The organism is Aliidiomarina shirensis (assembly GCF_003987345.1).
GTDB lineage: Bacteria > Pseudomonadota > Gammaproteobacteria > Enterobacterales > Alteromonadaceae > Aliidiomarina > Aliidiomarina shirensis.
Window position 1 is genome coordinate 62705 of record NZ_PIPP01000007.1, and the last position, 23960, is coordinate 86664.

Below are 23960 nucleotides of genomic sequence, written 5' to 3' on the forward strand. Positions count from 1 at the left end.
CGAACAAATTCGCTAACCTTTGGGACCCAATAAAAACCACAATACAAAGCCTATTACAGGCATAAGAAGTATGATCACAATCCAAAGCACTTTGTTACCAGTACTCGCTCCGCTCTGAACTGTGCCAACAATTGCGTAGATATCTAGAATAAGTACAATTAAACCTAAAAGTCCTGACACATCCACCTCCACTGTTTACTTCTTCAATAACTAAAATATTTTTCAATAACTTAGTTTCCAATATAAAAGTAGCACAAGCTCCGCGATTAGATAGTTAATTTAAGGTAAACTACTATTTCACATTAAAATTTATACGGAACTTACTAGCACTTATGGCTTCATTGTTCGATCGTTATCAGAAAGAAAAACGCCTAAAAAAGAACGCCCAAAAAGTTAAGGCACAAACACAAAAATCGCCACAGCAAACTGCGGCGAAAAGCGATCTGAACGTAAGTAATGCGCTTACCGTTATTCGTTTAAGCCATGAAGGAAGAGGTGTAGCGCGAGATGCTCTGGGTAAAACTATGTTTATTAGTGGTGCCTTACCCGGCGAAGAAGTCACTGCACAAGTCACCCAGAGCCGAAGTAAATATAACAATGCTGTGATTAGTACATTACATAAAGCGAGTGACGATCGCGTAGAACCGCCCTGCCCCCACTTTGAACAATGCGGCGGCTGCAATTTACAACACTTCCAGCATTCGGCACAAATAGCCTTCAAGCAAAGCGTTATTACCGAGCACTTGCAACGCGCCAATATAATTGATGAGCAAACTCAGCATGCCGCACCTATTGGTTCTGCGCCCTACGGCTACCGACGCAAAGCCCGATTAGGCGTAACACGAACCAAATCTCAGGGCTTAGTGCTCGGTTTTCGCGAACGCAACAGCAAACGCCTCACAACAATCCAGCAGTGTCCGATTTTGGTACCCCAGTTACAGCCATTAGTTGGCGAATTGCAGAGTTTATTGCCTCGTTTACGCGGCCAAGGCCATATCGGACATATCGAGCTAATTGCCGAAGCCCAGCAAGCGAATATTATCCTGCGCATTACCCAGCCCTTACATGAAGGTGATCAGCGAACATGGTTTGATTGGGCAGAGCAACTGGGCGTTCGGCTGATTATAGCAAGTACTATGCACGCCCAACAAAGTGAGGAGCGCGAAATAGCGGATAGTGAAAATGATCTTCCGGAGCGCCTTCACTATGAGCAACTCTATCCGGTAAGCAGCGAAACACCTCAGTTTAGTTATACACTAGGCGAGCTAACCATCCATTTTAATGCAAGTGATTTTCTACAAGTGAATCAAGAGGTCAACCAACAAATGGTGAGCCAAGCATTAAATTGGTTAAATCTTTCTGGATCGGAACAAGTGCTTGATTTGTTTTGTGGTTTCGGGAATTTCACGCTTCCTTTGGCGCAATACGCAAAGCGCGTCGTTGGCATAGAAGGCGTTGCTAGCCAAGTTGCTCAAGGCACTGTGAACGCGAAAGCAAATAGCCTCAATAACATTACGTTTCTCTGCACGGACTTGAATAAACCCATCGCAAATTTCAGTTGGGCTAAGGAAAAATTTGATGTGGTTTTGCTCGATCCACCACGCGCGGGCGCAGAAGAAATCTGTTCACAGTTGAGCCACCTAGGCGCACAGAAAATTTTATATGTTTCTTGCAATCCAATTACCTTGGCAAGAGATGCCGCGATCCTTAAAGAACAAGGTTATCAACTTACAAAATACGGAATGCTAGATATGTTCCCGCAAACGGCACATATGGAGAGTATGGCGCTTTTCACACGCGTGAGCTCATAAGTACCAAAGCGCGGGGTTAACTACTTCGCGCTAAAATTCGATCGAGGTGATCAGCAAAGTTTTTTCGATCAGTTTGGCTAAGGGGTGGTGGCCCACCACTTTGCACGCCGCTTGCTCGCATGGTATCCATGAAGTCACGAATATTTAACCGAGCTCCGATATTCTCTTGCGTGAACAGCTCACCCCGAGGACTTAATGCTTGTCCGCCTTTCGCTAATATATCTGCGGCCAACGGAATATCGCTAGTTATAACTAAATCGCCAGGCTCAACTAAACGCACTATTTCATTATCCGCCACATCAAACCCGGCACCAACTACCAACACTTTTATCCACGGTGAAGGTGGCACTTTTATGCGTTGGTTCGCAACTAATGTTAATTGCATTTTTTTCCGCGTTGCCGCCCGAAACATTACTTCCCGAATTTGAACCGGACATGCATCGGCATCGATCCATAAATTCATCTATTCAACCTGTGTTTCAATTTCAGTAATACGCAGTTCACCTTTCACCCACACAGATTCTTGAAAACTCCCCACCCAGATGTCATAGATGCCATCCATAGCTTCGTTGAATATTAAACTCGGGTTTAAGGTATTATCATTTGCGTCATCGTTGCAGTGCCAACTTCCATCTGGAGCGTTCACCACCAACACCGGGTCCAACTCCGTATCTTCGGCTTTAAAATAAAACTGCAATAGCGCTGCCGCACCTTCCCAATGCAACCGGTAGTCCGGCCGTGAACTGGCATAACCCACACAGCTTTCAATGTCTGTGTTAGCTAAATTAACTGCACCCCCACCCATAATTTCAATGGTATGCGGATCCGGTATAAAACCTTGCGCCAAGTGTGCTTGACCAGAATATGGTTCACCACTAAAGTTCAAGCTTGCGATAACATTTTCCGCTGTGAGTAACGTCGTGTTTGATAATCCCAAATCGCCCGTAATGAAACTATCGGCTAAATAGCTACCCACCCAAATATCGTACTGCCCTACATCTGCATTCTCGATCACAATCCCGGGATTCAACGAGGTGCTCTCATAATCATCATTGCAATACCAATCACCATTCGGCGCATTCACCAGTAACGATGTATCGTCAGAACTTTCATTACTCACGAAACTAACAAACAAGGTAGCTTGTTCTTCTGTAAGCATAAGCCGGAAATCAGGTGCAGAAGCAACATACCCCAAGCACTCACCGCCTAAGTAACGTGAGTTTATACTTCCGCCGGAAATAATCTCGTGCTGGTACATTGAGGCCAGATCTTCTGTGTTTAAAGAAGCGGAACCAAACCCTGGCTCCTTACTAAAATCCAAACGCTCGTCATCACTGCGCGTTGCCTCGGCCCAATCATTTAGCAGCTCATCCTCGTCGTCGATAATCGCCAGCGCAAACTCAGCCGCGAATAACGAGCCAAGGCGGCTACCCGTTACTTCCTGGTTTGCCACATAACTGGGAATACCAATAAATTCACCACGGCTGTTCACGACCGTTCCGCCGCTATTTCCTGGCGATATTTCCGCATTGGTGCGATACCATAGTGGTAAACGCTGGCCTTTATATTCACCATATTGGACGGCGGAAATGATACCCGTGGTATACACCATTTCATCTTCAACTACGCCCGGATAGCCAAAAACGCCGACATGCTCACCCCTGCGAGTTTCCGTTGCTGGGGCGGCCAAAGTTAATTCGCTGAACGGGAAGCCATACTGCCCTTGCAGTAAATCTTCTGGTGTTATCGGATTCCCTTCTAAATCGCTAACAATACGCAACACAGCGATGTCGTAGCCATCGGAAAAACCCTTTAGCTCAGCTTTAAATTTGAGTTCCGCTGGCGCGTTCAAATCGGAAAGAACAGCAATATCAGCTTCATTAAAGCCTTCCATCACGTGCTTGTTGGTTAACACTAATACTTCATTATTGCGGATGAGAAGGCTACCAGAGCCAGCACCATCAGCAACTTTAACTTGCACCACAGCACGCGATATCTGATCAATATCATAATCCTGCGCAAACGCTGCAATTGAGGTACTTAACCACAAACAGGTGAACAGCAACACACTGGCTAGAATAGCCCGGAAGTGCTGCTTTAACTCGATAAAAGGCTGTTTAGAAACGAAAGTACGATTCGAAGCTTCAATTTTTACTGGCATAGTATTTCCAAGGCCGCGGGTAATCTTTCTATTGTTATCTTGCACGAGAGAAAAGACAACATTTTCTGAGCATTGAAGAACAAAGTTATAAAAAAATGCGAAATTTATCTATTCGGTAAAACCCGCTAACGTGTATTAGCGGAATAACCACGTTCCCGGATCTTCTTTTGTTGCAGTAATTCAGAAACCCGGCTTACGGCACTGTCCACCGTTTCATTTTGAGTAATCTCAATAACCGCATACTTTATTTCCAGCGGCTCTTTTAATCTATCGATACTCATATAGCTGAGCTTCAGCATCATGTGCTCAGCAAAGCGTTGCGCTGAATCGTGCGTTAACGCCGGCATTAACAACATAAACGAATTACTACTCAATCGGCCTATAATATCTGATTGGCGTAACTCTGAACGCAAATATTTCGATACATTCACCAAAACATCATCACCAACTACATGGCCATAATTGTTGTTAATTGCGCGAAAATGGCAAATATCAAACGCTAAAAGTGAAACCGGAAACTGGTTTCGATAACTTCGCTCAAACTCTTCTTCCGCAGAATCTAAAAAATAACTACGGTTCGCCACCCCCGTAAGATGATCGTTTTGGGTTTGGTACTGTAAGTTCTGTGATTGCGAAAGCATTAACGGTACCGCCAAGCCGAAATATACCGTCACTGCGATAACCGAAATTGCGAATTGAAAGATTATGGCACTTTCATCAAGTGAAAATAATGCTACCCCGAGAGCTATTGCAATACAGAAAATGGTTAAGCTAAGTACCGCGCGTAAAGCATTTTCTGTGTATGCGATCCACATCTGTGGAATAACCAAAAAGAATACTCCAAAAGCTACATCTGGATTTTCGAACCACCATGAGAGTACGATCAAGCAAAGCAACAAGGTTAGGTTTATCGTCAGCTTCATGGCATAGCGATAAACTGGAGCGGGCTGCGTACTAATGCGCAGGCGGCGTAACCAAGCAGAGTACATGGGCGTTTTCCAAACAAGCAGCGCTAGAAAAAGAGGCGTCAGTACAAAAACGCCTACCATGTCGCCAATCCATCGTAACAACCAATCATTGTATAAGTTAAAAATGGAAAGCGTACCCGCACTTATCTGTACCTGAACGCCAAAAAATGAAGCAAGCAACGATGTAATAAAGCCCAACGCCAAAAAACCTAGAATAATCGCTGGCAATGTGCGGATTACATGCATACGTATAAATTGGCGCAAGAACAAAGCACCAACCCCATAAGAAAAAACATGGGCTAATGTCGACGATGTACTATTCACGAATAAAGCGAGCAACTCCGTATCAAGCGCATACATTCCATCGATCCAGAAGGCGGTAATGTAACTAGCAACAATAATTGGCAACGTTCCACGCCAGCCATACAGAAGAATAACTGCGAAGCTCAAACCTGCGGGCGGATACCAAATACTAGTAAACGGAGCATACTCGAGAACAAATGAAATTCGCCAAAGGCAAACCCAAACAACACAAATAACCAGACCCCGAAACCAGCCCAGTTGCTGTTCGGCCGATTCCGGCTCCTGCACATCGCGTAACTTACTAAAAGGAGAATCAATCATGATTTTTATTATAATTTTCCAAAGTGATCACGAAGTTAAAATACGCTATCAAACCTATGCTGGCAACTCTGCAATTGTTGGCCGAAACAAGCGCTTTTCGATATAAAAAACCCCGCCCACTTTAATAAGCGGGCGGGGTTTAATTTAACGCTTTGAGAAAACTAAGCGGCGATAGCTTAACGCTATTAAAACTCGTTATCACCGAAGCTAAACAAGCTCTCTGAACCAGCATCAATAGATGCCACAATGCCATGAATCCGAGGTAGTAGTTTGGCAAAGTAGAACTTCGCTGTTTTCACTTTACTCGTAGCAAAATCGCCCAAATCCCGGTTAGATTCTGCAACTTGCGCCATCCGCAGCCACAAATATCCATAGGCTACGTAGCCAACAAGATTTAAATAATCCACAGCTACGCTGTTGATTAGGTTTTCATCACCGCGGAAATTAGTAAGGACATCTTTCGAAACACGTTCCAGTTCCGTTAATGCTGAATCGAGTTGTTTAAATTCCGCGGAACACTGCCCCGAATCTTGCGCCAGAAACGTTTTGATTTCCTGTGCTAACGGCTGCAGTAAAGCGCCTCCCGAGCCTACAATTTTACGGCCGAGTAAATCAAGCGCTTGGATACCATTAGTACCTTCATAAATTTGCGCGATACGGCAATCACGCACCCATTGTTCCTGGCCCCACTCGCGCACAAAACCATGACCACCTAATATCTGTTGCCCAGCTATAGTTGCTTCTAAACCGGTATCCGTCATGAATGCTTTAGCAACAGGCGTTAGCAACTGTACCAGCGCCTCTGCAGCTTCTCGCGCTTCTGCAGTTTCCGCATATTTAGCCCGATCTAGCTGTTGTCCTACATAACTGGAAAACGCTCGGCCACCTTCAACAAACGCCTTCATTGTTAGTAGCATACGGCGAACATCACCATGGACAATTAACGGATCCGCTTCAGCATTGGTGTCTTGCGTAGCTTTAGCACCGCGCCCTTGGCGTCGATCAAGTGCGTAATCTAATGCCGTAACGTAGGAGCGAGCGGCGGCGCCTAACCCTTGAATACCCACACCTAAACGCTCATAGTTCATCATCGTGAACATAGCAGCTAAACCACGGTGTGGTTCGCCTACAAGCCAACCTTTAGCGCCATCAAAGTTCATGACACAGGTTGCCGACGCATGAATACCCATTTTGTGTTCAACAGAGCCCGCTTTTGCGGCATTTCGCTCGCCGATCGAGCCATCTTCATTCACCAAGAATTTTGGTACCACGAACAACGAAATCCCTTTAGTCCCCGGAGGCGCGTCAGGTAATTTTGCCAACACTAAATGAACAATGTTCTCGGTAAGATCGTGTTCACCACCGGTTATGAATATCTTTGTACCCGTGATGCTGAAACTATCGTCCTCATTCGGCACGGCTTTCGTGCGAATAATGCCAAGATCAGTACCCGCATGAGGCTCGGTTAGGCACATTGTGCCTGTCCAATCACCAGCAACAAGGCGTGGCAAATATATATCCTTTAATTCGTCGCTAGCATGCAGATCGAGCGACATAATCGCGCCCGCAGTTAGACCAGAGTACAGCGAAAAGGAAATATCAGATGCACACATCATTTCTTCATATTGCGCAGAAAGCACTTTCGGCATGCCCATGCCGCCAAACTCAGGATTAGCCGTTACGCCAACCCAGCCACCTTCGGCTAGCTGGCGGAATTGTTCTTTATAGCCCTTAGGAGTAGTTACCACGCCATCTGCAAAGGAAATGCCCTCTTCGTCAGCAGCTCTCGCATTTGGTGCAATAAGTGTGGAGGTGAGCTTTGCAGCTTCATCAAGAATAGCGCGAGCGGTATCAGGATCGATAACCTCACTCATTTTTGGCATTTCAGCCCAATCATCACCTACTTTCAGAACATCATGCAGTACAAAATTCATATCTTGTAGCGCAACGCGATAATCACTCATAAAAACACTCCCGTTGATTGTACTTAGCCTCTACAAAGCAGGCCAACTGCGCCTATTTCGCCCATTCATTTAGCCGAAAGCTTCAATTCAGGCGATTTTCAAACGCTTGTTTAATTTGAGCGTATCATCGCAAAGGTACAACCAGTTCGCAAGTGTTTCAATCAGTTAAATCTTCAAGTGCTTCAACTCGAAATAAAATTTCTCGAAAACCAAATATGGTGTGGGCAGCTTCAATTTGTATAACACGTAGATCACCCAATCTATCGCCCTCTCGGAGCATTCTATCGTTGAGCCGGATCCAGCGTTCCTGAGTACGGCCGCTGTACATGTGGGAATTATACTCAAAGCGCGGTAAAGAACGGCGTTCAGCCGCGGTTAGCTCATTTAATTCGCGTAACGTTTGAGTATTATTTACAGAAGGATCCGACAATACATCGTTAATACCAACTTCCGCCACGGCTTGATCGAAGAGCGCCCGAATGCGAGGCGAAACATCGTCCAAATCATCTTCTTCAGAGACATTTACTTGCCGCGTGGTAAGGCGTTCTCCTTCGTTGCTATTGCGATTATCCTCATCCGCTTCATTCGCTACAGTATTAGCAACAATTGGGTTATTGCTAAACTCCTCAGGTACTAACAAACGTTCTTGTGGGATAATCAATTGCTCAAGCGTTTCCGCGCCGCCCAAGTAGCTCACACGCGGCTCGGCGGTTGTTCTAATTCCTGCAACATTGAGATTTGCATCACTTAAACGAGGCCGTTGTTGATAGTGAGCACTGCTCAACACCGCAAGTTCAATGGCGCTTAATTCATTTGCGGCTGGCGCTTCTACGCTCATTTCGTTGATGCGAACGGCTTGGCTCTGCCGCAACCACTGCAATTGTTGCAACAATGAACGGTTCTGCATGGAGTATGGCACCCGCTCAGCTAAGCCGCCCCGCACCACATCAGTAAGGTCATCACTGGTCGGGATTTGCCACAACAATAACGCATTTCCCGAATAAATTTCGGCAAATTGAATATCTGAAAGGTAGTGTAAGGCTTCGCCATCCCAAACTATCCAAGCATGCGATTCCTCATTATCCGCATTCCCTAAGTTTGCTGCACTGCCGTACCCGAGTAACAAGTAATAACCCGCTTCCCGTTGTTGCGCTTGGGCTTGATTAGCGGCGGCGCCTTTAAACAATACCGGCGTATCAAACTGTATTAATTCCGGCATACTAAAGTTGGTGCGCAAGCATGCTAAATTAACATCGCGCAATTGTTGGCAAGGCTCACTGCCTATTGCGAAACTAGCAACATCCCAGCGCTCAGCTAAAGCCTCAACCGCTGGTAAAAGAAGCATACCGGAGCCAATATCTAAAGGCCTATTTGGTTTAGAATCATGCGAAGCTTGGGTGTTAGCTTGGTTGTTATCAGAAGATAGCGGTAAGTATTCAGAGATCGCCCAACTCAAGGCACCAATTACGATAACCAAAATCGCGGTAACACCGATGTAACCGCTTAGCCTAACCCGACGAGCGTGTGGGGCTCTTTGCACTGCTGGCGCAAAACTTAAAGAAGCAACGGCCTCAGCTACATGTTTGCCCGTTACCTGCTGCAACTCCTCTCGAGCAGCGATTTGTAGCGCCCGATCGCACACCAAATTGATTAACCGAGGGGTTCCCTGGGAAAACTGCCACACCGCCTTTAAAGCCGCTGTGTTAAAAATATTTTCGTTCGCTTCAACACGCGCTAACCGATGTTGAATATAATCTTTGGTTTCAGCAAAAGTTAATGGCAGTAGATGATATCGGGCCACGATTCTCTGCGCTACCTGCCGCAACTCACGCCGTTGCAACAACTCTTGCAACTCAGGCTGGCCAATTAACACAACACTCAGAAGTTTTCGAGAATCGGTTTCTAAATTAGTAAGTAAACGCAGTTGCTCTAACACAGAAGGTAATAAATGTTGCGCTTCATCAATTAAAACAACCGGGTTCCGGCCTTGTTCACCTGCTTCTTGTAAAAATCGGCTCAAGTGATCGGTTAAGCGTTTTAACGAAGCTTTTTCGTGCCGCCCCGGAATACCAAACTGATCACAAATAGTGGCCAGTAACTCGCGCTCACTCAACATAGGGTTGAGCACAAACGCAACATCAAGCGTATCACCCAGCTCTGCAAGAATAGCTCTTGATAATGTAGTTTTACCCGTTCCTACTTCGCCGGTTAATAACAAAAATCCGCCACTTCCAGTGAGGCCGTTGCGTAAATGTGCTAATCCTTCGCGATGCCGTGGCCCGAGAAAAAGAAATTCAGGATCCGGTGCAATTGAAAATGGCACTTGCGTAAAGCCAAAGAAATCATGGTACATAGCCGTTAGAACCTACACATAAAATGCAAACAGGAGTACAGCAAGGTATCAGCCTGCTACAATCCTTGCAATCACCATGAAGATTGGCAATGATTCTCAACCATACCGGCTCAAATAATTGGGCGAATATCTGCTAGGAATTTTATGAAGGTTTATGTTGTTGGTGGCGCTGTGCGCGATGAACTGCTCGGATTACCCGTTACCGATTACGATTATGTTGTAGTGGGTGCCACTCCTGAGCAGCTTGTTAGTGAAGGGTATACCGCCGTTGGTAATGATTTCCCAGTTTTCCTACACCCACAAACACATGAAGAGTATGCACTTGCCAGAACTGAGCGTAAATCAGGTTCCGGTTACACCGGTTTCACGTGTTATGCAGCGCCCGATGTAAGCCTAGAGGACGACCTCTTGCGCCGTGATCTCACGATTAACGCGATTGCTCGTGATGACGATGGCAAACTTCACGATCCACATAATGGTATTGCGGATATTCATGCCCGCAAATTGCGTCACGTATCTAACGCATTTCAAGAAGATCCTCTTCGAGTTCTTCGCGTAGCCCGGTTTTTAGCCCGCTTTTATGAACTGGGTTTTAGTATTGCTAACGAAACGCTAGCGCTCATGCAACAAATGGCTACTTCAGGAGAACTGCAAACACTTACCGCTGAACGCGTATGGCAAGAAACGTATAAAGCGCTCACCACAGCCAACCCCGAAGTTTACTTTCAAGTTCTGCAACAAATTGGCGCGCTAAACATTCTCTTGAATACTGCTAATCAAGCAAACAACAGTGAGTTAATGCTTACACATTTGCAAAAACTAAGTGGCAGTGCGCTTAATAACCTTACGGTAGAGGCTAGAGAAGAAAAAGTAATACATCGCTATGTCCTGCTTTGTATCGATTTGCACGCTGAAATTTCAGCAACAGTAGATCCCGCAAAAGCATTCAAAGTTCCCCAACGCTTTCAACGCGCAGCGGATGAAACCGAATTTTTATACGCCGAGCTGCAAAAATCGGAGTTAACTGCCAAACAGTTACTTACTGTGTTTCAAAGAAACGACAGTTGGCGGCGTCCAGAACAATTTAATATTGTGCTAACGTGTTTGCAGATTATTTTTGCTGGTAGTGAAATTTGCGAACGGAGAGATTTCAAAGCCCTAGAAAATGGCCTAGCGGCTATGGCCAATATCGATGTGCAAAAGATTATGGCCGCAGGATTTAAACATCAAGAAATAAGCGAGCAGCTAAACGTGCAGCGCGAACAGGTGCTCGCACAACTGCTAACTACCATTACCAACGAAACGAAACAACCGTAAGCGGTTGCTGTTGCCCAGCATCACTATGCAGGAACCGTTTCCATAGCTCTTGAAACGTTTGCTGTTCTATCGGGTGTTTATGTAACGGATGCAGATCTGCAAGCGGTTTTAAAACAAACGCACTGGTTAAGATTTCGGAACGCGGTAAATCAGGCTCTCCATTGCGAGCACTTTCTTGTACCAAATCGCCAAACAATAAAATATCTAAATCGAGAGTGCGCGAACTATATTTTTCAGTTTCTGCTGGACGGCCAAAGCTTTCTTCAATGTCTTTACACTGTTGTTGAATTTCCAAAAGTGTATTACTCGAGCGAAAGCTCACTACCAAATTGTAGAATGGTGGTCCAGTGAACCCCAATGCTTCTGATTCATAAACCGGTGAAACCTGTAACTGCTGATAGTACCGAGAAAGTGCCAGAACAGCACCACGGATATTTTCTTCCCGATTAATGTTGCTGCCAATACCTATGCTGATTTGTCTTTCACTAGCCATATTATTTGCCAGCCTTTTTTATCACTCTTGCCGAGTGCGATGAATAGTTACTGCTACCGTTTTTGCCGAGGCAACTGCTGTTGGTTTCGCTACTCGAACTTCCAATTCCGCAACGCCAAACTCTTCGATAATACGTGCTGCGAGTACTTCAGCTACTTCCTCGATAAGCCCCCAAGGCTTGGCAGAAATCCAACTCGTCACGGCTTTGCGCACGGCATCATAATCAAGTGCATCTTCAATGGCGCCACTTTGTGCTGGTGTTCTATTATCCCACGCCATTTTTAAATCAATCACTAAAGGTTGCGTGATTTCTTGCTCCCACTCAAAAATGCCCACCACTGCCAACACTTCTAAGCCTTCAATACTTACAAAATCTCGCACGCCAATTCCTACTCTTCAAATGTTGTTACAATTTAGTTGCCCAATCGAGCTATTTTTCCTTGGATAGTGCTCGCTTCGAATAGCTTTTGCAGTAAAAAAACTTTATTCTGCTGTTCATCATTATTTTATACTAACGCAACAGGAACGCTCAAAAAAGCTCATGTCTGCCCTTGCCCTACTCATGATCGTGTTTGCTTACCTGCTTGGTTCTATAAGCAGTGCGATCATTGTATGTAAAGCTTTCAACCTCGACGACCCGCGCTTACGCGGTTCGGGAAACCCGGGTACTACCAATGTATATCGCTTAGGCGGCCCAATTCCAGCTGGCTTCACCTTACTTGGCGATATTCTCAAGGGGATGATTCCGGTTTGGGCTGCGTATTATCTTGATTTAAGCCCTATTATTTTGGGTTTAGTTGCCATCGCCGCGTGTTTAGGCCATATCTATCCACTCTACTTCAAATTCCAAGGCGGTAAAGCCGTTGCAACTGCTCTTGGCGCTATGTTTCCGGTGGCATCAGAAATGGCCTTGTTACTCATCGTCACTTGGATTGTTGTGTTCTGGGCAAGTCGAGTATCTTCATTAGCCGCTTTAATTACCGTGGCACTCTCCCCGGTGTATGCGTGGTTTATCAAGCCACAATACACGATACCGGCCATTATGTTAGCCGCATTAATTATCTGGCGGCATCGAACTAACATCGTCCGCTTATGGCGCGGTACCGAGGTTAGCTTTCAGAAAAAAGCCAAGAAAAAATCAGCGGCAAAGAATAAAACACCAGAATAAATTACGGTTACATACACAAATACATTTTCAAAAATACATTAAAGCGGCGCCAATTCAGTAAGCGGCCAGCGCGGCCGAACTTTTACTGATAATTCTGCAGTTTGCTTCGCTGCCAAACGTTGAGCGCCAGCAAACGCGATCATCGCGCCGTTATCAGTACAAAACTCTGAACGTGGATAAAACACTTCGCCACCACGCTTCTTCATTGTTTCTTCAAGCATTGCCCGCAAACGCACATTGGCGCTTACCCCACCAGCAACCACCAGGCGATTTAAACCGGTTTGCTGCAACGCCCGTTGGCATTTAATAATTAGAGTATCAACAACTGCATCTTGAAATGCACGAGCAATATCAGCTTGTGTTTGCGCATCTTTACCATTCTTTGCAATGGCTTGGGCAGCGGCCGTTTTTAATCCACTAAACGAGAAGTTTAAGCCCGGCTTATCGGTCATTGGCCTTGGGAATAAGAACCGATCAGCAACACCACTATCGGCCATCGCCGCTAACCGCGGCCCGCCTGGGTAATCAAGACCAAGTAACTTTGCGGTTTTATCAAACGCTTCTCCAGCGGCATCATCAACCGATTCACCGAGTAACGAATATTCGCCAATGCCATCCACTTGCACTAACTGGGTATGGCCTCCGGAAACGAGCAATGCGATAAACGGAAATTCAGGCTTGTTATCTTCTAGCATTGGCGCTAGCAAATGCCCTTCCATGTGATGCACACCCACTGCCGGAACATTCCAACCAAACGCTAAGCTGCGCCCTATTGTTGCCCCCACCAGCAAAGCACCGATTAGGCCTGGGCCTGCAGTGTATGCAACGCCATCAATATCCTCGGCGGTAAGATTTGCATCGGCTAAGGCTTTACGAATCAGTGGTAAGGTTTTCCGAACATGATCTCGTGATGCAAGCTCAGGCACTACACCACCGTAATCGGCGTGTAATTTCACCTGGCTGTATAAAGCATGGGATAATAAACCTTGTTCAGTATCATAAATAGCAATACCGGTTTCATCACAAGACGTTTCAATTCCCAAAACACGCATATTATTTCCGCCTCAAAATTCGCTGCACCACTAAAGGTAATACTGAAACCCGTGGGTTACTTCAGGCGCGTATTCTAGCGAAAAACCACGCAAGCGGCACTAGCTGATTTGCCCTAACTTGTTTTTCACCTGATCTTGGTTAATCTCACCGCGCTCAGCTAAACGATTTAGAGCTTGCTCCATCGTTTGCATGCCAACGGCACCTCCGGTTTGAATCGAAGAATACATTTGTGCCACTTTGTCTTCACGAATTAAGTTTTTGATCGCAGGCGTAGCTAGCATAATTTCGTGCGCCGCAACCCGCCCACCATTAGGCTTTTTGATCAATATCTGTGATATCACAGCACGTAGTGACTCAGAAAGCATTGAACGCACCATTGATTTTTCATCACCGGGGAATACATCGATAATCCGATCAATTGTTTTTGGTGCTGAAGTAGTATGCAACGTACCGAATACCAAATGCCCTGTTTCAGCCGCAGTAAGCGCCAAGCGAATAGTTTCTAAATCGCGTAATTCACCCACGAGAATAACATCAGGGTCTTCGCGCAACGCTACCCGCAGAGCACTACTAAAGCTATGGGTATCACGATGAACTTCGCGCTGGTTGATTAAACTCTTCTTACTTTCATGTACAAATTCGATTGGGTCTTCTATCGTGAGAACGTGATGCGGATACGTATTGTTAATATAATCAACCATAGCTGCAAGAGTAGTTGATTTACCTGAACCAGTAGGCCCCGTAACTAACACTAAACCGCGCGGGTATTCCGATATCCGGCCTAAAATTTCTGGCGCATTAAGCTCTTCTAGACTCAAAACTTTATCGGGGATAGTACGAAAAACCGCGGCTGGCCCATGCTGCTGCATGAAAACATTCGCCCGAAAACGCGCAAGGCCCTCTACGGCAAAAGAAAAATCAACCTCGAGTTCTTGCTTAAATTGTGCAAGTTGACGCTCGTTCATCACCGACGTAACCATTGCTTCGATTTGTCGAGAGTCGAGTAGGTCTGTGTTAATCTTAGCAATATCACCATCGATACGGCACATGGCTGGCGCGTTTGCCGAAAGGTGCAAATCCGATGCTTTATGATTAACGCTGTATTCAAGTAATTGTTTGATGTCCATATAAAACTCTTGTTCAAATTTAACTAGAAGAAGACAAATAAAGCTAATGCCAACATCAACAGAAGTATCAAACTCTGCATTGCACACGCATTTCGCCGAGGTAAAACAACAAATTCAGCATGCTGCTCAGGCCGCAAACCGCAATCCTGACAGTATCGCACTTCTTGCAGTCAGTAAAACGAAACCAGCATCCGCGATTGCGGAACTCTATCGCGCTGGTCAGCGTCAATTCGGCGAAAATTACCTGCAAGAAGCCATCGATAAGATCAGCGAGCTGAGCGATTTAAAAGATATTACCTGGCACTTTATCGGCCCGCTACAATCAAATAAAACGAAAGATGTAGCGCAACACTTTGATTGGGTACACAGTATCGATCGCGAAAAATTGGTGCGTCGGTTAAATAACCAACGCCCTTCTGATTTGAAACCTTTAAATATTTTAATTCAGGTCAATATTGATGATGAAGCCAGTAAAGCTGGCGTGAGCTTGGAAGAAATTAATGCACTTGCGGCCAGTATTGTATCGTCAGAAAGGTTACAATTACGAGGTATCATGGCTATACCTAATCCAGAGGCCAGTGCCGAGGAACAAGAACAGAGTTTTAAAAAGCTTGAAAACGCTTATCGTGAGCTGCAAACACAATACGCGGACGTTGATACCTTATCATTAGGAATGAGCAACGATTTAGCCCTAGCCATCCGCTACGGCTCAACTATGGTAAGAATTGGCACCGCCCTATTTGGGGCAAGAAACAAGTAGTTTGCTAAAATCTATTGAACAGAAGGAAGTAATTATTATGAGCAACAGTACACGTACCATTGGTTTTATCGGTGCAGGTAATATGCCGCAAAGTATCCTCGGTGGCATGATCAAAGGTGGGTATCCTGCCAGCTCAATAATTGTTAGTAATCCCAGCCGGCCAAAACTCGATATGCTGGAAGAAAAGTACGGCCTTTTTACCAGCCAAGATAATCACGAAATCGCTGCTAAGGCCGATGTTATCGTACTTTCGGTGAAGCCTCAGTTAATGCGCGATGTGTGTGAAGATTTGCAGAAGCACGTTCCTGATTTAGATAAAAAATTAATTATCACGATCGCCGCTGGTTTGCGCATGGAAAGCTACTACGAATACTTCAGCAACGATATTGCTTTAGTCCGGGTTATGCCAAATACCCCATCGCTAGTAGGTGAAGGTGTTTCAGGCTTAGTTGCCGATGCCAATACAACGAGTGCCGATCGCGAGTTTGTTACGCAAGTTTTTGATTACGTAGGTATCACCATCTGGCTTGAAGATGAAGATGCTATTGATGTGCTTGGTGCAGTTGCCGGAAGTGGTCCAGCATACTTTTTTGAATTTATGCACAGCTTACAGCGGGCTGCAGAAGATCTAGGGTTCGACAGTGAACAAGCTCGCGCCATGGTGCAACAAACGTGTTTAGGCGCTGCGAAAATGGCAAGTGAGAGCGAACTTTCTTTAGTTGATTTACGCAAGCAGGTAACCAGTAAAGGTGGCTCCACAGCGAAAGGGGTAGAAGTTTACCAACAGGCTGAATTGAACAATATTTCCAAGCGCGCGGTGGATGCTGCAGTTGCTCGGAACCAAGAAATGGCGAAGCTTTTTTAAGCTGCGTTACTTAAATTTACGGAAGGAATAAAACATGGGTAATGGCGCTCAATTTTTGATTACAACGGCCTTTGATATATACATCATGGCCGTCATCCTACGGCTATGGATGCAGCTAGCGCAGGTTGATTATTTTAATCCCGTTTCACAGTTTATTGTGAAAATAACAAGCCCTATTTTGAACCCACTGCGCCGTGTATTTCCTACTATCGGGCGATTCGATATTGCCGCAGCGTTCTTAGCTTGTGCTCTAGCCGCGTTAAAAATATTTATTTTGATTCATCTGCAAATGGGTAGCTTTCCCTACACGGTTCTTAATCTCGTGCTAGCAGCTTTACATAGCGTTGCATTAACTACCCTGACCATTATTTTCTGGGTGCTTTTAGTACGCGCAATTATGAGCTGGTTTAGCCAAGGCCGTCATCCGATGGAATTTGTATTGGCACAATTAACGGAACCAATGCTTTCACCTATTCGCCGGATTATTCCACCGATCGGAGGGCTCGATCTTTCCGTATTGGTTTTAATAATTATCGTGCAATTTATCCGCGTAAGTATTAGCTAACAGAGTATTTGCGCGGAATAAGTTATGAAAACAGAGAGCGTAAAATGAATATTTTAAAAAGTTTTGCCTTATTCGCAATTGCTATCAGTGCAATGCTGTTTGTATCCGTTGCTGATGCCCAAGAGCAAGCACAGGGTGGGCAATATCAGAATTTCGATAATTGGCAGGTGCACTACAGCGCTTTTCCAAGCACTATGCTACAACCTGAAATTGCAACGCGTTACAACATTCGCCGCAGTAACGCGCGGGGGCTTGTTAACATATCGGTTTTAGATACTACGCGAGAAGATAATCCTGCGCAGCGTGTGGCTATTCAAGGGTACGCACTGAACAGCTTAGGCCAGCGCATCAATTTGCAGTTTCGCCGCTTTGTAGAAGAGCCGGCCATCTACTACATCAGTGAAGTTGGTCATGATGACGATGATCGTTTGCGATTTTTTATCACAATCACCCAAGGCGATAAAAGCGAAGAGCTACGTTTTACCCACACATTTTATCGTTAACCAAAGTTAATCATTAACTTAATACAGCTACTATGAGTCCACGAAAGGCTGCAGCTAACTCTAACTTGCTGCGGCCTTAACACCTACCTTCAAAATCGTTCCATCATCAGCTATTTCACGGGCCGTAAACACCAAATTACCGAGCAACACGTGGTCGCCCACTACCACTCTTCGATGGAAACGACGGACGAAAATATCATTAATCTTCGTATCGAGATCTTCACCGCCATCTTCAGGCAATACGTAGAACCCAGCTAAGTCGGCTAGTGTTACGTCGGCGTTTAATACGAAATCACCGAAGAACGATTTACGGTTAATACGTTTGCTTGTTCCGGTTGATGCTAGTACCTCACTGATTTTACTAACGTCATCGGAAGCTGCCATAACCATCAATGAATCCCCCGCTTGTAGCGTTGGATCAATAGAGCTCCGTATCCATACACCATCGCGAATCAAGCCGATAAAATCGGCATCTCGAGGTAGGTTTATTTCGCCCCAATGGTGCTCCGCAGCGGCCGAATCATCGGTGATTTCATATACCACGATCTCCAGCACATCTTTCGAATGAATACTATCCAGCGGCATTCTATATTCAGGTTCAGGTTCAGCGGGAATTTCCAACCCTAACTTGCGGGCTATCCAACTAATGCTCCAACCTTGCACTACCAAAGAAACCAGCACCACAACAAAGGCGATTTCAAAATACAATTGTTGGTTTTCCAATCCTGCTATCCAAGGGAAGAGGGCTAATACAATAGGCACGGCACCCCGCAAACCTACCCAACTTATAAATACTTGATCACGCCAGGGAAACCGAAAAGGAGCCAAACTAATGAAAACAGCAAGGGGCCGCGCTACAAAAATAAGTACCACTGCAAGAATAAGCGCGGGAACAAGAATATCGATTATCGAAGAAGGCGTCATGAGTAGGCCAAGCATTAAGAACATAACAATCTGAGATAACCAAGCGAGCCCATCATGCACCCGAAGAATATGAATTACTTGCGGTAAACGAGCATTCCCAACGATATAACCCATAAGATAAACAGCTAGAAATCCGCTACCACCGAGTTGCGCGGTTAAGCCAAACACGGTAATTGCACCGGCTACCGCCAGTAACGGAAAGAAGGAAACGTGTAAATCGAGCTTTTTACAACCATACACAAATACTTTACCACTAAGGTAACCCACTAAGGCGCCAACTACAGCCTGCTGTAGGAATACCAATATAACCCAACCATCAAGTGGCACCTCTGGCTGAGCAAGAACTGCAACGATCGTAACCGTGAGCATAACCGCCATCGGGTCGTTACTTCCCGATTCAATTTCAAGGGTTGAGCCTACACGCTCTTTAATGCGAAGTTTTTGCGATTGGAAAATGGAAAATACGGCGGCGGCATCGGTAGAGCCTAGTATTGCCCCCAGTAATAGCCCTTCTATCCAAGAGAAACCAAACAACCAAGCGGCGGCTAAACCAGTGACCAAGCATGTAATTAACACCCCCACTGAGGCGAGTGTTGCTGCCGGCCTTAACGCCACTCGAAAACGTTCAGGGTGCGTGCGCAAGCCACCATCGAAGAGGATAATGACCAAAGCCACCGAACCTATCAACAGTGCTGCGTCTGGATTATCAAACTGCAGCCCTAAAACCCCCTCCTCACCAGCAAGCATACCTACGCTTAAGAAAACCAGGAGCAGCGGTGCGCCTACCCGCACAGAAAACTGCACAGCCAAAATGCTCACAACTAACAATGCACCAGCAATAAGAATAAGTAGGTTTACAGCTTCCATTAGTAATTCAAGCGTCCTTTAATAATTTCCAAACAGCAACGATTCCGCTTTCGATAATAACACAGCCTTCGAAGTGCGCTATAATCGGCGCAAACTTATGTATGAGGTATCAAATGCTCACTAAAAACTCATTAGAGCTTGTACTCGCAACCGGTAACAAGGGTAAGGTCATTGAACTTTCGGAGCTACTTGCACCGCTGGGATGGCATGTAACCCCACAAACGGCGCTCAATGTCAGTGATGCTGATGAAACCGGCCTAACCTTTATCGAAAACGCTATTATTAAAGCTCGGCATGCTTGCGAAACAACCGGCTTACCGGCACTTGCCGATGATTCTGGTTTAGCCGTAACGGCGCTTGCGGGAGCACCCGGCATCTATTCAGCTCGTTATGCCGGTGAAAATGCCAGCGATAGCGATAATGTGGAAAAGCTCCTTACGGCTATGCAAGGTATTCCAACAGCACAGCGCCAAGCAGAGTTTCATTGCGTACTCGTATTCATGCGCAGCGCCAGCGATCCTACACCACTTGTTTGCCATGGCCGCTGGCAAGGAATCATCACCGAGGAACCTGCGGGTTCTGGCGGCTTTGGCTATGACCCAGTTTTTTGGGTGCCTGAGCGGAATTGCACTTCGGCGGAACTGAGCAAAGCCGAAAAACAAACCATGAGCCATCGTGCCAAAGCGCTAAAGCTGCTCGTTCAACAACTTAATTCACCAAAGTTATAATGATTTTTAATCGGGAAACTTCATGACAGTGAGCAGTATGCAACTTCCACCGCTGAGTTTGTATGTCCACATTCCGTGGTGTGTGCAAAAGTGCCCCTATTGCGATTTTAACTCCCATGCACAACCGGAAGTGATTCCCGAAGCCCAATACATAGCTGGCCTACTTGACGATCTTGATGCCGATTTACCTTATGCACAAGGGCGTAAATTGGAATCTATTTTTATTGGCGGCGGCACGCCAAGCCTTTTTTCCGCTGCAGGCATTCAACGGCTACTCAATGGTATTGCAGCCCGAATTCCTTTTGCTGCCGATATCGAAATAACCTTAGAAGCCAACCCCGGCACTTTTGAAACTGAGCGCTTTGCCGGTTTTGCCGATGCGGGAATAACGCGTTTATCGATCGGGGTACAAAGCTTACAACACCAACAACTTAAGCGCTTGGGTCGAATTCACGACCCCGCGCAAGCCCAAACAGCTGCCAAACATGCAAGTTCGTTGCCGTTACATAGCTTTAATCTCGATCTTATGCACGGGCTACCAGAACAAACGTTAGCAAGTGCTATGGCAGATTTAGAGGGTATTATTGCGCTGAATCCACCACACATCTCCTGGTATCAGCTAACGATTGAACCGAACACAATGTTTGCCAGTAAGCCACCGGTACTTCCCAACGATGATGTACTTTGGGAAATCTATGAGCAAGGCCATATTCGCCTTGCAGCGGCAGGCTACGAGCAATATGAAGTAAGTGCTTACGGTAAGCCTGGACATCGTGGCCAACATAACCTCAATTACTGGCGTTTCGGAGATTACTTGGGAATCGGTTGCGGTGCTCACGGCAAAATAACCTTACCGCATGAACAAAAAATTATACGCACCGAAAAAGTAAAACATCCACGTGGTTATCTCGATTTAACCCGCAACTTCACCTTCAAACAATGGCAGGTAGAACCGGATGAGCGCGTATTCGAATACTTTATGAATCGGTTGCGGTTACTGGAAGCGGTGCCAAAAGCGGAATTCACCGAATTTACTGGGTTACCCTTAGCAATGGCCGAAAAAGCGCTTGCCGATTCAATACATAAGGGCTTTATTGAAAATACCGCAACGACTTGGCAAACCACTGAAACCGGCCGTTTATACTTGAACCAAGTACTCAGTGATTTGCTAACTGAAGATGGTTAAATAGCCGTATATTTCATATCCCAAACACCGTGTCCAAGGCGTTGCCCTCGTTGCTCGAACTTCGTTAACGGACGTTCTTCTGGACGCGGAATATAAGTTCCATCGCTGGCCTGATTACGGTAGCCCGGAGCTTCACCCATAACCTCTAGCATGTGCTCTGCATAATTTTCCCAATCGGTAGCCAAGTGCAGCACGCCACCTTCTTTGAGTTTTTTACGCAATAAGGCCACAAAATCGAGTTGAATTAAGCGGCGTTTATGATGACGCTTTTTGTGCCAAGGGTCTGGAAAGAATATTTGCACGCCATCAAGGCTATTATCCGCAATCCACTCGTTTAAAACCACAACCGCATCGTGCTCGATAACGCGTAGGTTATCTACCTCTTGCCGCTCAGCTTCAAGCAAACACGCGCCCACACCCGGCGTATGTACTTCTACACCAATGAAGTTTTTTTCTGGTGCAGCTTTTGCCATGGCCACCAAAGATTTACCCATTCCAAAACCAATTTCTAGAACCACTGGATTGCTATTGCCAAAAATAGTTTCAAAGTTCAGTAACTCACCATTGAATTCAATACCCATTTTCGGCCATTGCCGCTCCATCGCGCCAGCTTGCCCTTTGGTTAAACGCCCTTCACGACGAACAAAACTGCGGATTTGGCGCATATAGCGGCCACCCTCAGTTTTCTCAGGCGTTTCTCCGCTGTTATTCTGTTGCTCTGGTGCTTTGTTCATATCGACCTCTGTGATTCTAAATTCTTCGGTTACCCGCATGGCGTGCTTAACCACGAACCTGCTACACTCAACGGGCCGTTATTATCCAACCTCTTGAAGGAAAAACAAGCAAACTCGCATGCAACCATCAAATAAAACCCAAAATCAGCTAAATGTAGGCGATTTCGCGAACACTGTTTTAGCTTGGCAACACAGCCACGGCCGCCATGATTTACCCTGGCAAAAACCTGCCACACCATATCGGGTGCTGGTAAGCGAAATCATGTTGCAACAAACCCAAGTTGCCACTGTAATTCCTTACTTTCAGCGTTGGATGCAGGTTTTTCCAAATATTGAAACTTTGGCTAACGCCAGTGAAGATGAGGTTATGGCCCAATGGCAAGGCCTTGGCTATTACTCCCGAGCTCGGAATTTACAAAAAGCTGCACGTTACATTGTAGAAGAACTATCGGGTGAGTTTCCGCGCGAGTTAACCGACATCGAGAAAATTCCGGGTGTTGGCCGTTATACCGCCGGAGCTATTCGTTCTTTTGCTTACGACGCTTATGGCCCAATAGTTGACGGTAACGTTCGGCGATTATTTTGCCGCCTGTTTGGTATCGAGGGGCAAGTAACATCCAGTGCAGTAAACAAAACCTTATGGCGGCACGCGGAACAATTAACCCCAAAAACCAATAATCGAAATTTCGCGCAAGGGTTACTTGATCTCGGCGCAACACTCTGCAAAAAGCGTAATCCCAATTGCCAAGCCTGCCCTTTCTCCACAGAATGTGTAGCTTATCGAGAGAATAAAATAGAGATATTACCCACACCAAAAATAAAGAAAACTACCCCCGTTAAAGAAGGGCACTTTATCTGGCTCGAGGATAACGCATTAGTACTCGAGAAACGCCCGGATAAAGGTATTTGGGCTTCTTTGTGGAGCTTGCCAGAAGTTACCGAAGCGCCCAAAGGAGCTACGCTCAAGGGTCGCTTCAAACACGTATTTAGTCACTATAAATTAGAAGCCAACGTTTGGCAGCTCAATGCACCGCAAGATAATTCAGCGAACAACGCAGTAGCTTTGCATGAAAAGCTCGGAACGTATGAACGGCAGAGTAGCCACACTACCAGTATCAAAAGCCGAGAAGAATTTCAGGCACTTGGCTTACCTGCGCCAATTCGCGTATTCATTGAAGAGCACTGGCCACATAGCAATGCTAGCGAGTAATCTTGGGTATATGCTAGTATTCCGCGCAAGCACACAGCAAATGGAGTAGAAAATGGCCCGCGTCGTATATTGTGAGTATTTAAAGAAAGAAGCAGAAGGCCTTGATTTTCAACTTTATCCAGGCGAACTGGGTGAAAAGATCTTTTCCAGCATATCGAAAGAGGCATGGGCGGAGTGGCAAAAGAAGCAAACCATGCTAATCAATGAAAAGCGCCTGAACATGATGGATGCAAATGCTCGTATATTTTTGGAGGAGCAAATGGAAGCGTTTTTGTTCCAAGGAAAGGACGTTGATATCGAAGGATTCACGCCACCAGAAGAAAAATAGCTCGCTAGATACAAAAAACCAACACGTTATTTACATTTGAAACCTGTGATTCTGGCATTTTTTTAGTCGTCTAAAGTGCGTTTAATCGCGGCTAAATTGAATAAGTATGCTGGAATCCTTGTAGACATAACACACTCATCTCATTCGTTTTATAAATAATTAAAATACCTCCCATTCACGATGAAAATGGCACATCTAGCCCTTGAACAACGGGCTTGGTGGAGCTCAACATGGGATTATGGTAGTATATG

Annotated in this window: 23 protein-coding genes; 11 read left to right on the plus strand and 12 right to left on the minus strand. The window is 45.7% G+C overall.

Going from position 1 to position 23960, the window contains the following annotated elements; genetic code table 11:
- Positions 1-12 precede the first annotated feature (12 nt).
- Positions 13-192 (minus strand): PLD nuclease N-terminal domain-containing protein, encoded by a 180-nt coding sequence (locus CWE13_RS12030; RefSeq protein ID WP_126808951.1) that lies wholly within the window; start codon positions 190-192, stop codon positions 13-15.
- A gap of 140 nt (positions 193-332) precedes the next feature.
- Between CWE13_RS12030 and rlmD the strand changes: the two genes are divergently transcribed.
- A complete protein-coding gene (rlmD, locus tag CWE13_RS12035; RefSeq protein WP_126808953.1) occupies positions 333-1811 on the plus strand; it encodes a 23S rRNA (uracil(1939)-C(5))-methyltransferase RlmD in 1479 nt (492 codons plus the stop codon).
- A 16-nt stretch (positions 1812-1827) separates the two neighbouring features.
- Here the strand turns inward: rlmD and CWE13_RS12040 are convergent, their stop codons facing one another.
- The 5 genes from CWE13_RS12040 to CWE13_RS12060 all read right to left on the minus strand — a co-directional run bounded on the left by CWE13_RS12040 (position 1828) and on the right by CWE13_RS12060 (position 9881).
- Complete coding sequence (locus tag CWE13_RS12040) at positions 1828-2274, minus strand: YaiI/YqxD family protein (protein ID WP_126808955.1); 447 nt, start codon at positions 2272-2274, stop codon at positions 1828-1830.
- Positions 2275-3972 carry a S1 family peptidase gene (locus CWE13_RS12045; RefSeq protein WP_126808958.1) on the minus strand — a complete coding sequence of 566 codons (1698 nt, stop codon included), beginning with the start codon at positions 3970-3972 and terminating at the stop codon, positions 2275-2277. It abuts the gene before it with no gap.
- Positions 3973-4097: 125 nt separating this feature from the next.
- Positions 4098-5564, minus strand: a complete 1467-nt coding sequence (locus CWE13_RS12050) for a GGDEF domain-containing protein (protein WP_126808961.1) — start codon at positions 5562-5564, stop codon at positions 4098-4100.
- A gap of 185 nt (positions 5565-5749) precedes the next feature.
- On the minus strand, positions 5750-7528 hold the full coding sequence (locus CWE13_RS12055) for an acyl-CoA dehydrogenase C-terminal domain-containing protein (RefSeq protein ID WP_126808963.1): 1779 nt from the start codon (positions 7526-7528) through the stop codon (positions 5750-5752).
- Positions 7529-7685: 157 nt separating this feature from the next.
- Positions 7686-9881 (minus strand): AAA family ATPase, encoded by a 2196-nt coding sequence (locus CWE13_RS12060; protein WP_126808964.1) that lies wholly within the window; start codon positions 9879-9881, stop codon positions 7686-7688.
- A 144-nt stretch (positions 9882-10025) separates the two neighbouring features.
- Between CWE13_RS12060 and CWE13_RS12720 the strand changes: the two genes are divergently transcribed.
- Positions 10026-11198 carry a tRNA nucleotidyltransferase/poly(A) polymerase-related protein gene (locus CWE13_RS12720; RefSeq protein WP_126808967.1) on the plus strand — a complete coding sequence of 391 codons (1173 nt, stop codon included), beginning with the start codon at positions 10026-10028 and terminating at the stop codon, positions 11196-11198.
- Here CWE13_RS12720 and folK read toward each other — a convergent pair.
- Positions 11173-11691, minus strand: coding sequence for a 2-amino-4-hydroxy-6-hydroxymethyldihydropteridine diphosphokinase (gene folK, locus CWE13_RS12070; RefSeq protein WP_126808969.1), 519 nt, complete (start codon positions 11689-11691; stop codon positions 11173-11175). The two genes, CWE13_RS12720 and folK, sit on opposite strands and share 26 nt — an antisense overlap.
- A 21-nt stretch (positions 11692-11712) precedes the next feature.
- Positions 11713-12072 carry a dihydroneopterin aldolase gene (folB, locus tag CWE13_RS12075; protein ID WP_126808971.1) on the minus strand — a complete coding sequence of 120 codons (360 nt, stop codon included), beginning with the start codon at positions 12070-12072 and terminating at the stop codon, positions 11713-11715.
- A gap of 160 nt (positions 12073-12232) precedes the next feature.
- On the opposite strand from folB, the gene plsY reads away from it, so the two are divergent.
- Positions 12233-12859 (plus strand): glycerol-3-phosphate 1-O-acyltransferase PlsY, encoded by a 627-nt coding sequence (gene plsY, locus CWE13_RS12080; RefSeq protein WP_126808974.1) that lies wholly within the window; start codon positions 12233-12235, stop codon positions 12857-12859.
- A gap of 38 nt (positions 12860-12897) precedes the next feature.
- On the opposite strand, the gene tsaD is transcribed toward plsY, so the two are convergent.
- On the minus strand, positions 12898-13911 hold the full coding sequence (tsaD, locus tag CWE13_RS12085; RefSeq protein WP_126808977.1) for a tRNA (adenosine(37)-N6)-threonylcarbamoyltransferase complex transferase subunit TsaD: 1014 nt from the start codon (positions 13909-13911) through the stop codon (positions 12898-12900).
- A gap of 99 nt (positions 13912-14010) precedes the next feature.
- Positions 14011-15039: a type IV pilus twitching motility protein PilT gene (locus CWE13_RS12090; RefSeq protein WP_126808979.1), complete on the minus strand. Its 1029-nt coding sequence runs from the start codon at positions 15037-15039 to the stop codon at positions 14011-14013.
- A gap of 46 nt (positions 15040-15085) precedes the next feature.
- Between CWE13_RS12090 and CWE13_RS12095 the strand changes: the two genes are divergently transcribed.
- The 4 genes from CWE13_RS12095 to CWE13_RS12110 are packed head-to-tail and all read left to right on the plus strand — an operon-like array spanning position 15086 to position 17732.
- Positions 15086-15799 (plus strand): YggS family pyridoxal phosphate-dependent enzyme, encoded by a 714-nt coding sequence (locus CWE13_RS12095; RefSeq protein ID WP_126808981.1) that lies wholly within the window; start codon positions 15086-15088, stop codon positions 15797-15799.
- Positions 15800-15836: 37 nt separating this feature from the next.
- Complete coding sequence (gene proC / locus CWE13_RS12100) at positions 15837-16664, plus strand: pyrroline-5-carboxylate reductase (protein ID WP_126808983.1); 828 nt, start codon at positions 15837-15839, stop codon at positions 16662-16664.
- 34 nt (positions 16665-16698) lie between these two features.
- Complete coding sequence (locus CWE13_RS12105) at positions 16699-17229, plus strand: YggT family protein (RefSeq protein WP_126808986.1); 531 nt, start codon at positions 16699-16701, stop codon at positions 17227-17229.
- Positions 17230-17273: 44 nt separating this feature from the next.
- Positions 17274-17732 carry a DUF4426 domain-containing protein gene (locus tag CWE13_RS12110; protein ID WP_126808988.1) on the plus strand — a complete coding sequence of 153 codons (459 nt, stop codon included), beginning with the start codon at positions 17274-17276 and terminating at the stop codon, positions 17730-17732.
- Positions 17733-17792: 60 nt separating this feature from the next.
- Here CWE13_RS12110 and CWE13_RS12115 read toward each other — a convergent pair whose 3' ends face one another.
- On the minus strand, positions 17793-19523 hold the full coding sequence (locus tag CWE13_RS12115) for a potassium/proton antiporter (protein ID WP_126808991.1): 1731 nt from the start codon (positions 19521-19523) through the stop codon (positions 17793-17795).
- Between the two features lie 113 nt (positions 19524-19636).
- Here CWE13_RS12115 and rdgB point away from each other — a divergent pair, with 113 nt between their 5' ends.
- Together rdgB and hemW are read left to right on the plus strand one after the other, a co-directional pair.
- Complete coding sequence (rdgB, locus tag CWE13_RS12120) at positions 19637-20251, plus strand: RdgB/HAM1 family non-canonical purine NTP pyrophosphatase (RefSeq protein ID WP_126808994.1); 615 nt, start codon at positions 19637-19639, stop codon at positions 20249-20251.
- 22 nt (positions 20252-20273) lie between these two features.
- A complete protein-coding gene (gene hemW / locus CWE13_RS12125; protein ID WP_126808996.1) occupies positions 20274-21437 on the plus strand; it encodes a radical SAM family heme chaperone HemW in 1164 nt (387 codons plus the stop codon).
- Here the strand turns inward: hemW and trmB are convergent.
- Entirely contained in the window at positions 21434-22171 is a 738-nt protein-coding gene (gene trmB / locus CWE13_RS12130; protein ID WP_126808998.1) for a tRNA (guanosine(46)-N7)-methyltransferase TrmB, read from the minus strand. The genes hemW and trmB overlap by 4 nt on opposite strands.
- Before the next feature lie 118 nt (positions 22172-22289).
- Here trmB and mutY point away from each other — a divergent pair, with 118 nt between their 5' ends.
- Both mutY and CWE13_RS12140 read left to right on the plus strand, forming a co-directional pair.
- A complete protein-coding gene (mutY, locus tag CWE13_RS12135) occupies positions 22290-23381 on the plus strand; it encodes an A/G-specific adenine glycosylase (protein WP_126809001.1) in 1092 nt (363 codons plus the stop codon).
- A gap of 52 nt (positions 23382-23433) precedes the next feature.
- Complete coding sequence (locus tag CWE13_RS12140; RefSeq protein WP_126809004.1) at positions 23434-23709, plus strand: oxidative damage protection protein; 276 nt, start codon at positions 23434-23436, stop codon at positions 23707-23709.
- Positions 23710-23960 lie beyond the last annotated feature (251 nt).

Coding starts and splice junctions, on each gene's coding strand:
- rlmD (WP_126808953.1), top strand. CDS start 333: ATGGCTTCATTGTTCGATCGTTATCAGAAAGAAAAACGCCTAAAAAAG.
- CWE13_RS12040 (WP_126808955.1), bottom strand. CDS start 2,274: ATGAATTTATGGATCGATGCCGATGCATGTCCGGTTCAAATTCGGGAA.
- CWE13_RS12045 (WP_126808958.1), bottom strand. CDS start 3,972: ATGCCAGTAAAAATTGAAGCTTCGAATCGTACTTTCGTTTCTAAACAG.
- CWE13_RS12050 (WP_126808961.1), bottom strand. CDS start 5,564: ATGATTGATTCTCCTTTTAGTAAGTTACGCGATGTGCAGGAGCCGGAA.
- CWE13_RS12055 (WP_126808963.1), bottom strand. CDS start 7,528: ATGAGTGATTATCGCGTTGCGCTACAAGATATGAATTTTGTACTGCAT.
- CWE13_RS12060 (WP_126808964.1), bottom strand. CDS start 9,881: ATGTACCATGATTTCTTTGGCTTTACGCAAGTGCCATTTTCAATTGCA.
- CWE13_RS12720 (WP_126808967.1), top strand. CDS start 10,026: ATGAAGGTTTATGTTGTTGGTGGCGCTGTGCGCGATGAACTGCTCGGA.
- folK (WP_126808969.1), bottom strand. CDS start 11,691: ATGGCTAGTGAAAGACAAATCAGCATAGGTATTGGCAGCAACATTAAT.
- plsY (WP_126808974.1), top strand. CDS start 12,233: ATGTCTGCCCTTGCCCTACTCATGATCGTGTTTGCTTACCTGCTTGGT.
- tsaD (WP_126808977.1), bottom strand. CDS start 13,911: ATGCGTGTTTTGGGAATTGAAACGTCTTGTGATGAAACCGGTATTGCT.
- CWE13_RS12090 (WP_126808979.1), bottom strand. CDS start 15,039: ATGGACATCAAACAATTACTTGAATACAGCGTTAATCATAAAGCATCG.
- CWE13_RS12095 (WP_126808981.1), top strand. CDS start 15,086: ATGCCAACATCAACAGAAGTATCAAACTCTGCATTGCACACGCATTTC.
- proC (WP_126808983.1), top strand. CDS start 15,837: ATGAGCAACAGTACACGTACCATTGGTTTTATCGGTGCAGGTAATATG.
- CWE13_RS12105 (WP_126808986.1), top strand. CDS start 16,699: ATGGGTAATGGCGCTCAATTTTTGATTACAACGGCCTTTGATATATAC.
- CWE13_RS12110 (WP_126808988.1), top strand. CDS start 17,274: ATGAATATTTTAAAAAGTTTTGCCTTATTCGCAATTGCTATCAGTGCA.
- CWE13_RS12115 (WP_126808991.1), bottom strand. CDS start 19,523: ATGGAAGCTGTAAACCTACTTATTCTTATTGCTGGTGCATTGTTAGTT.
- rdgB (WP_126808994.1), top strand. CDS start 19,637: ATGCTCACTAAAAACTCATTAGAGCTTGTACTCGCAACCGGTAACAAG.
- hemW (WP_126808996.1), top strand. CDS start 20,274: ATGACAGTGAGCAGTATGCAACTTCCACCGCTGAGTTTGTATGTCCAC.
- trmB (WP_126808998.1), bottom strand. CDS start 22,171: ATGAACAAAGCACCAGAGCAACAGAATAACAGCGGAGAAACGCCTGAG.
- mutY (WP_126809001.1), top strand. CDS start 22,290: ATGCAACCATCAAATAAAACCCAAAATCAGCTAAATGTAGGCGATTTC.
- CWE13_RS12140 (WP_126809004.1), top strand. CDS start 23,434: ATGGCCCGCGTCGTATATTGTGAGTATTTAAAGAAAGAAGCAGAAGGC.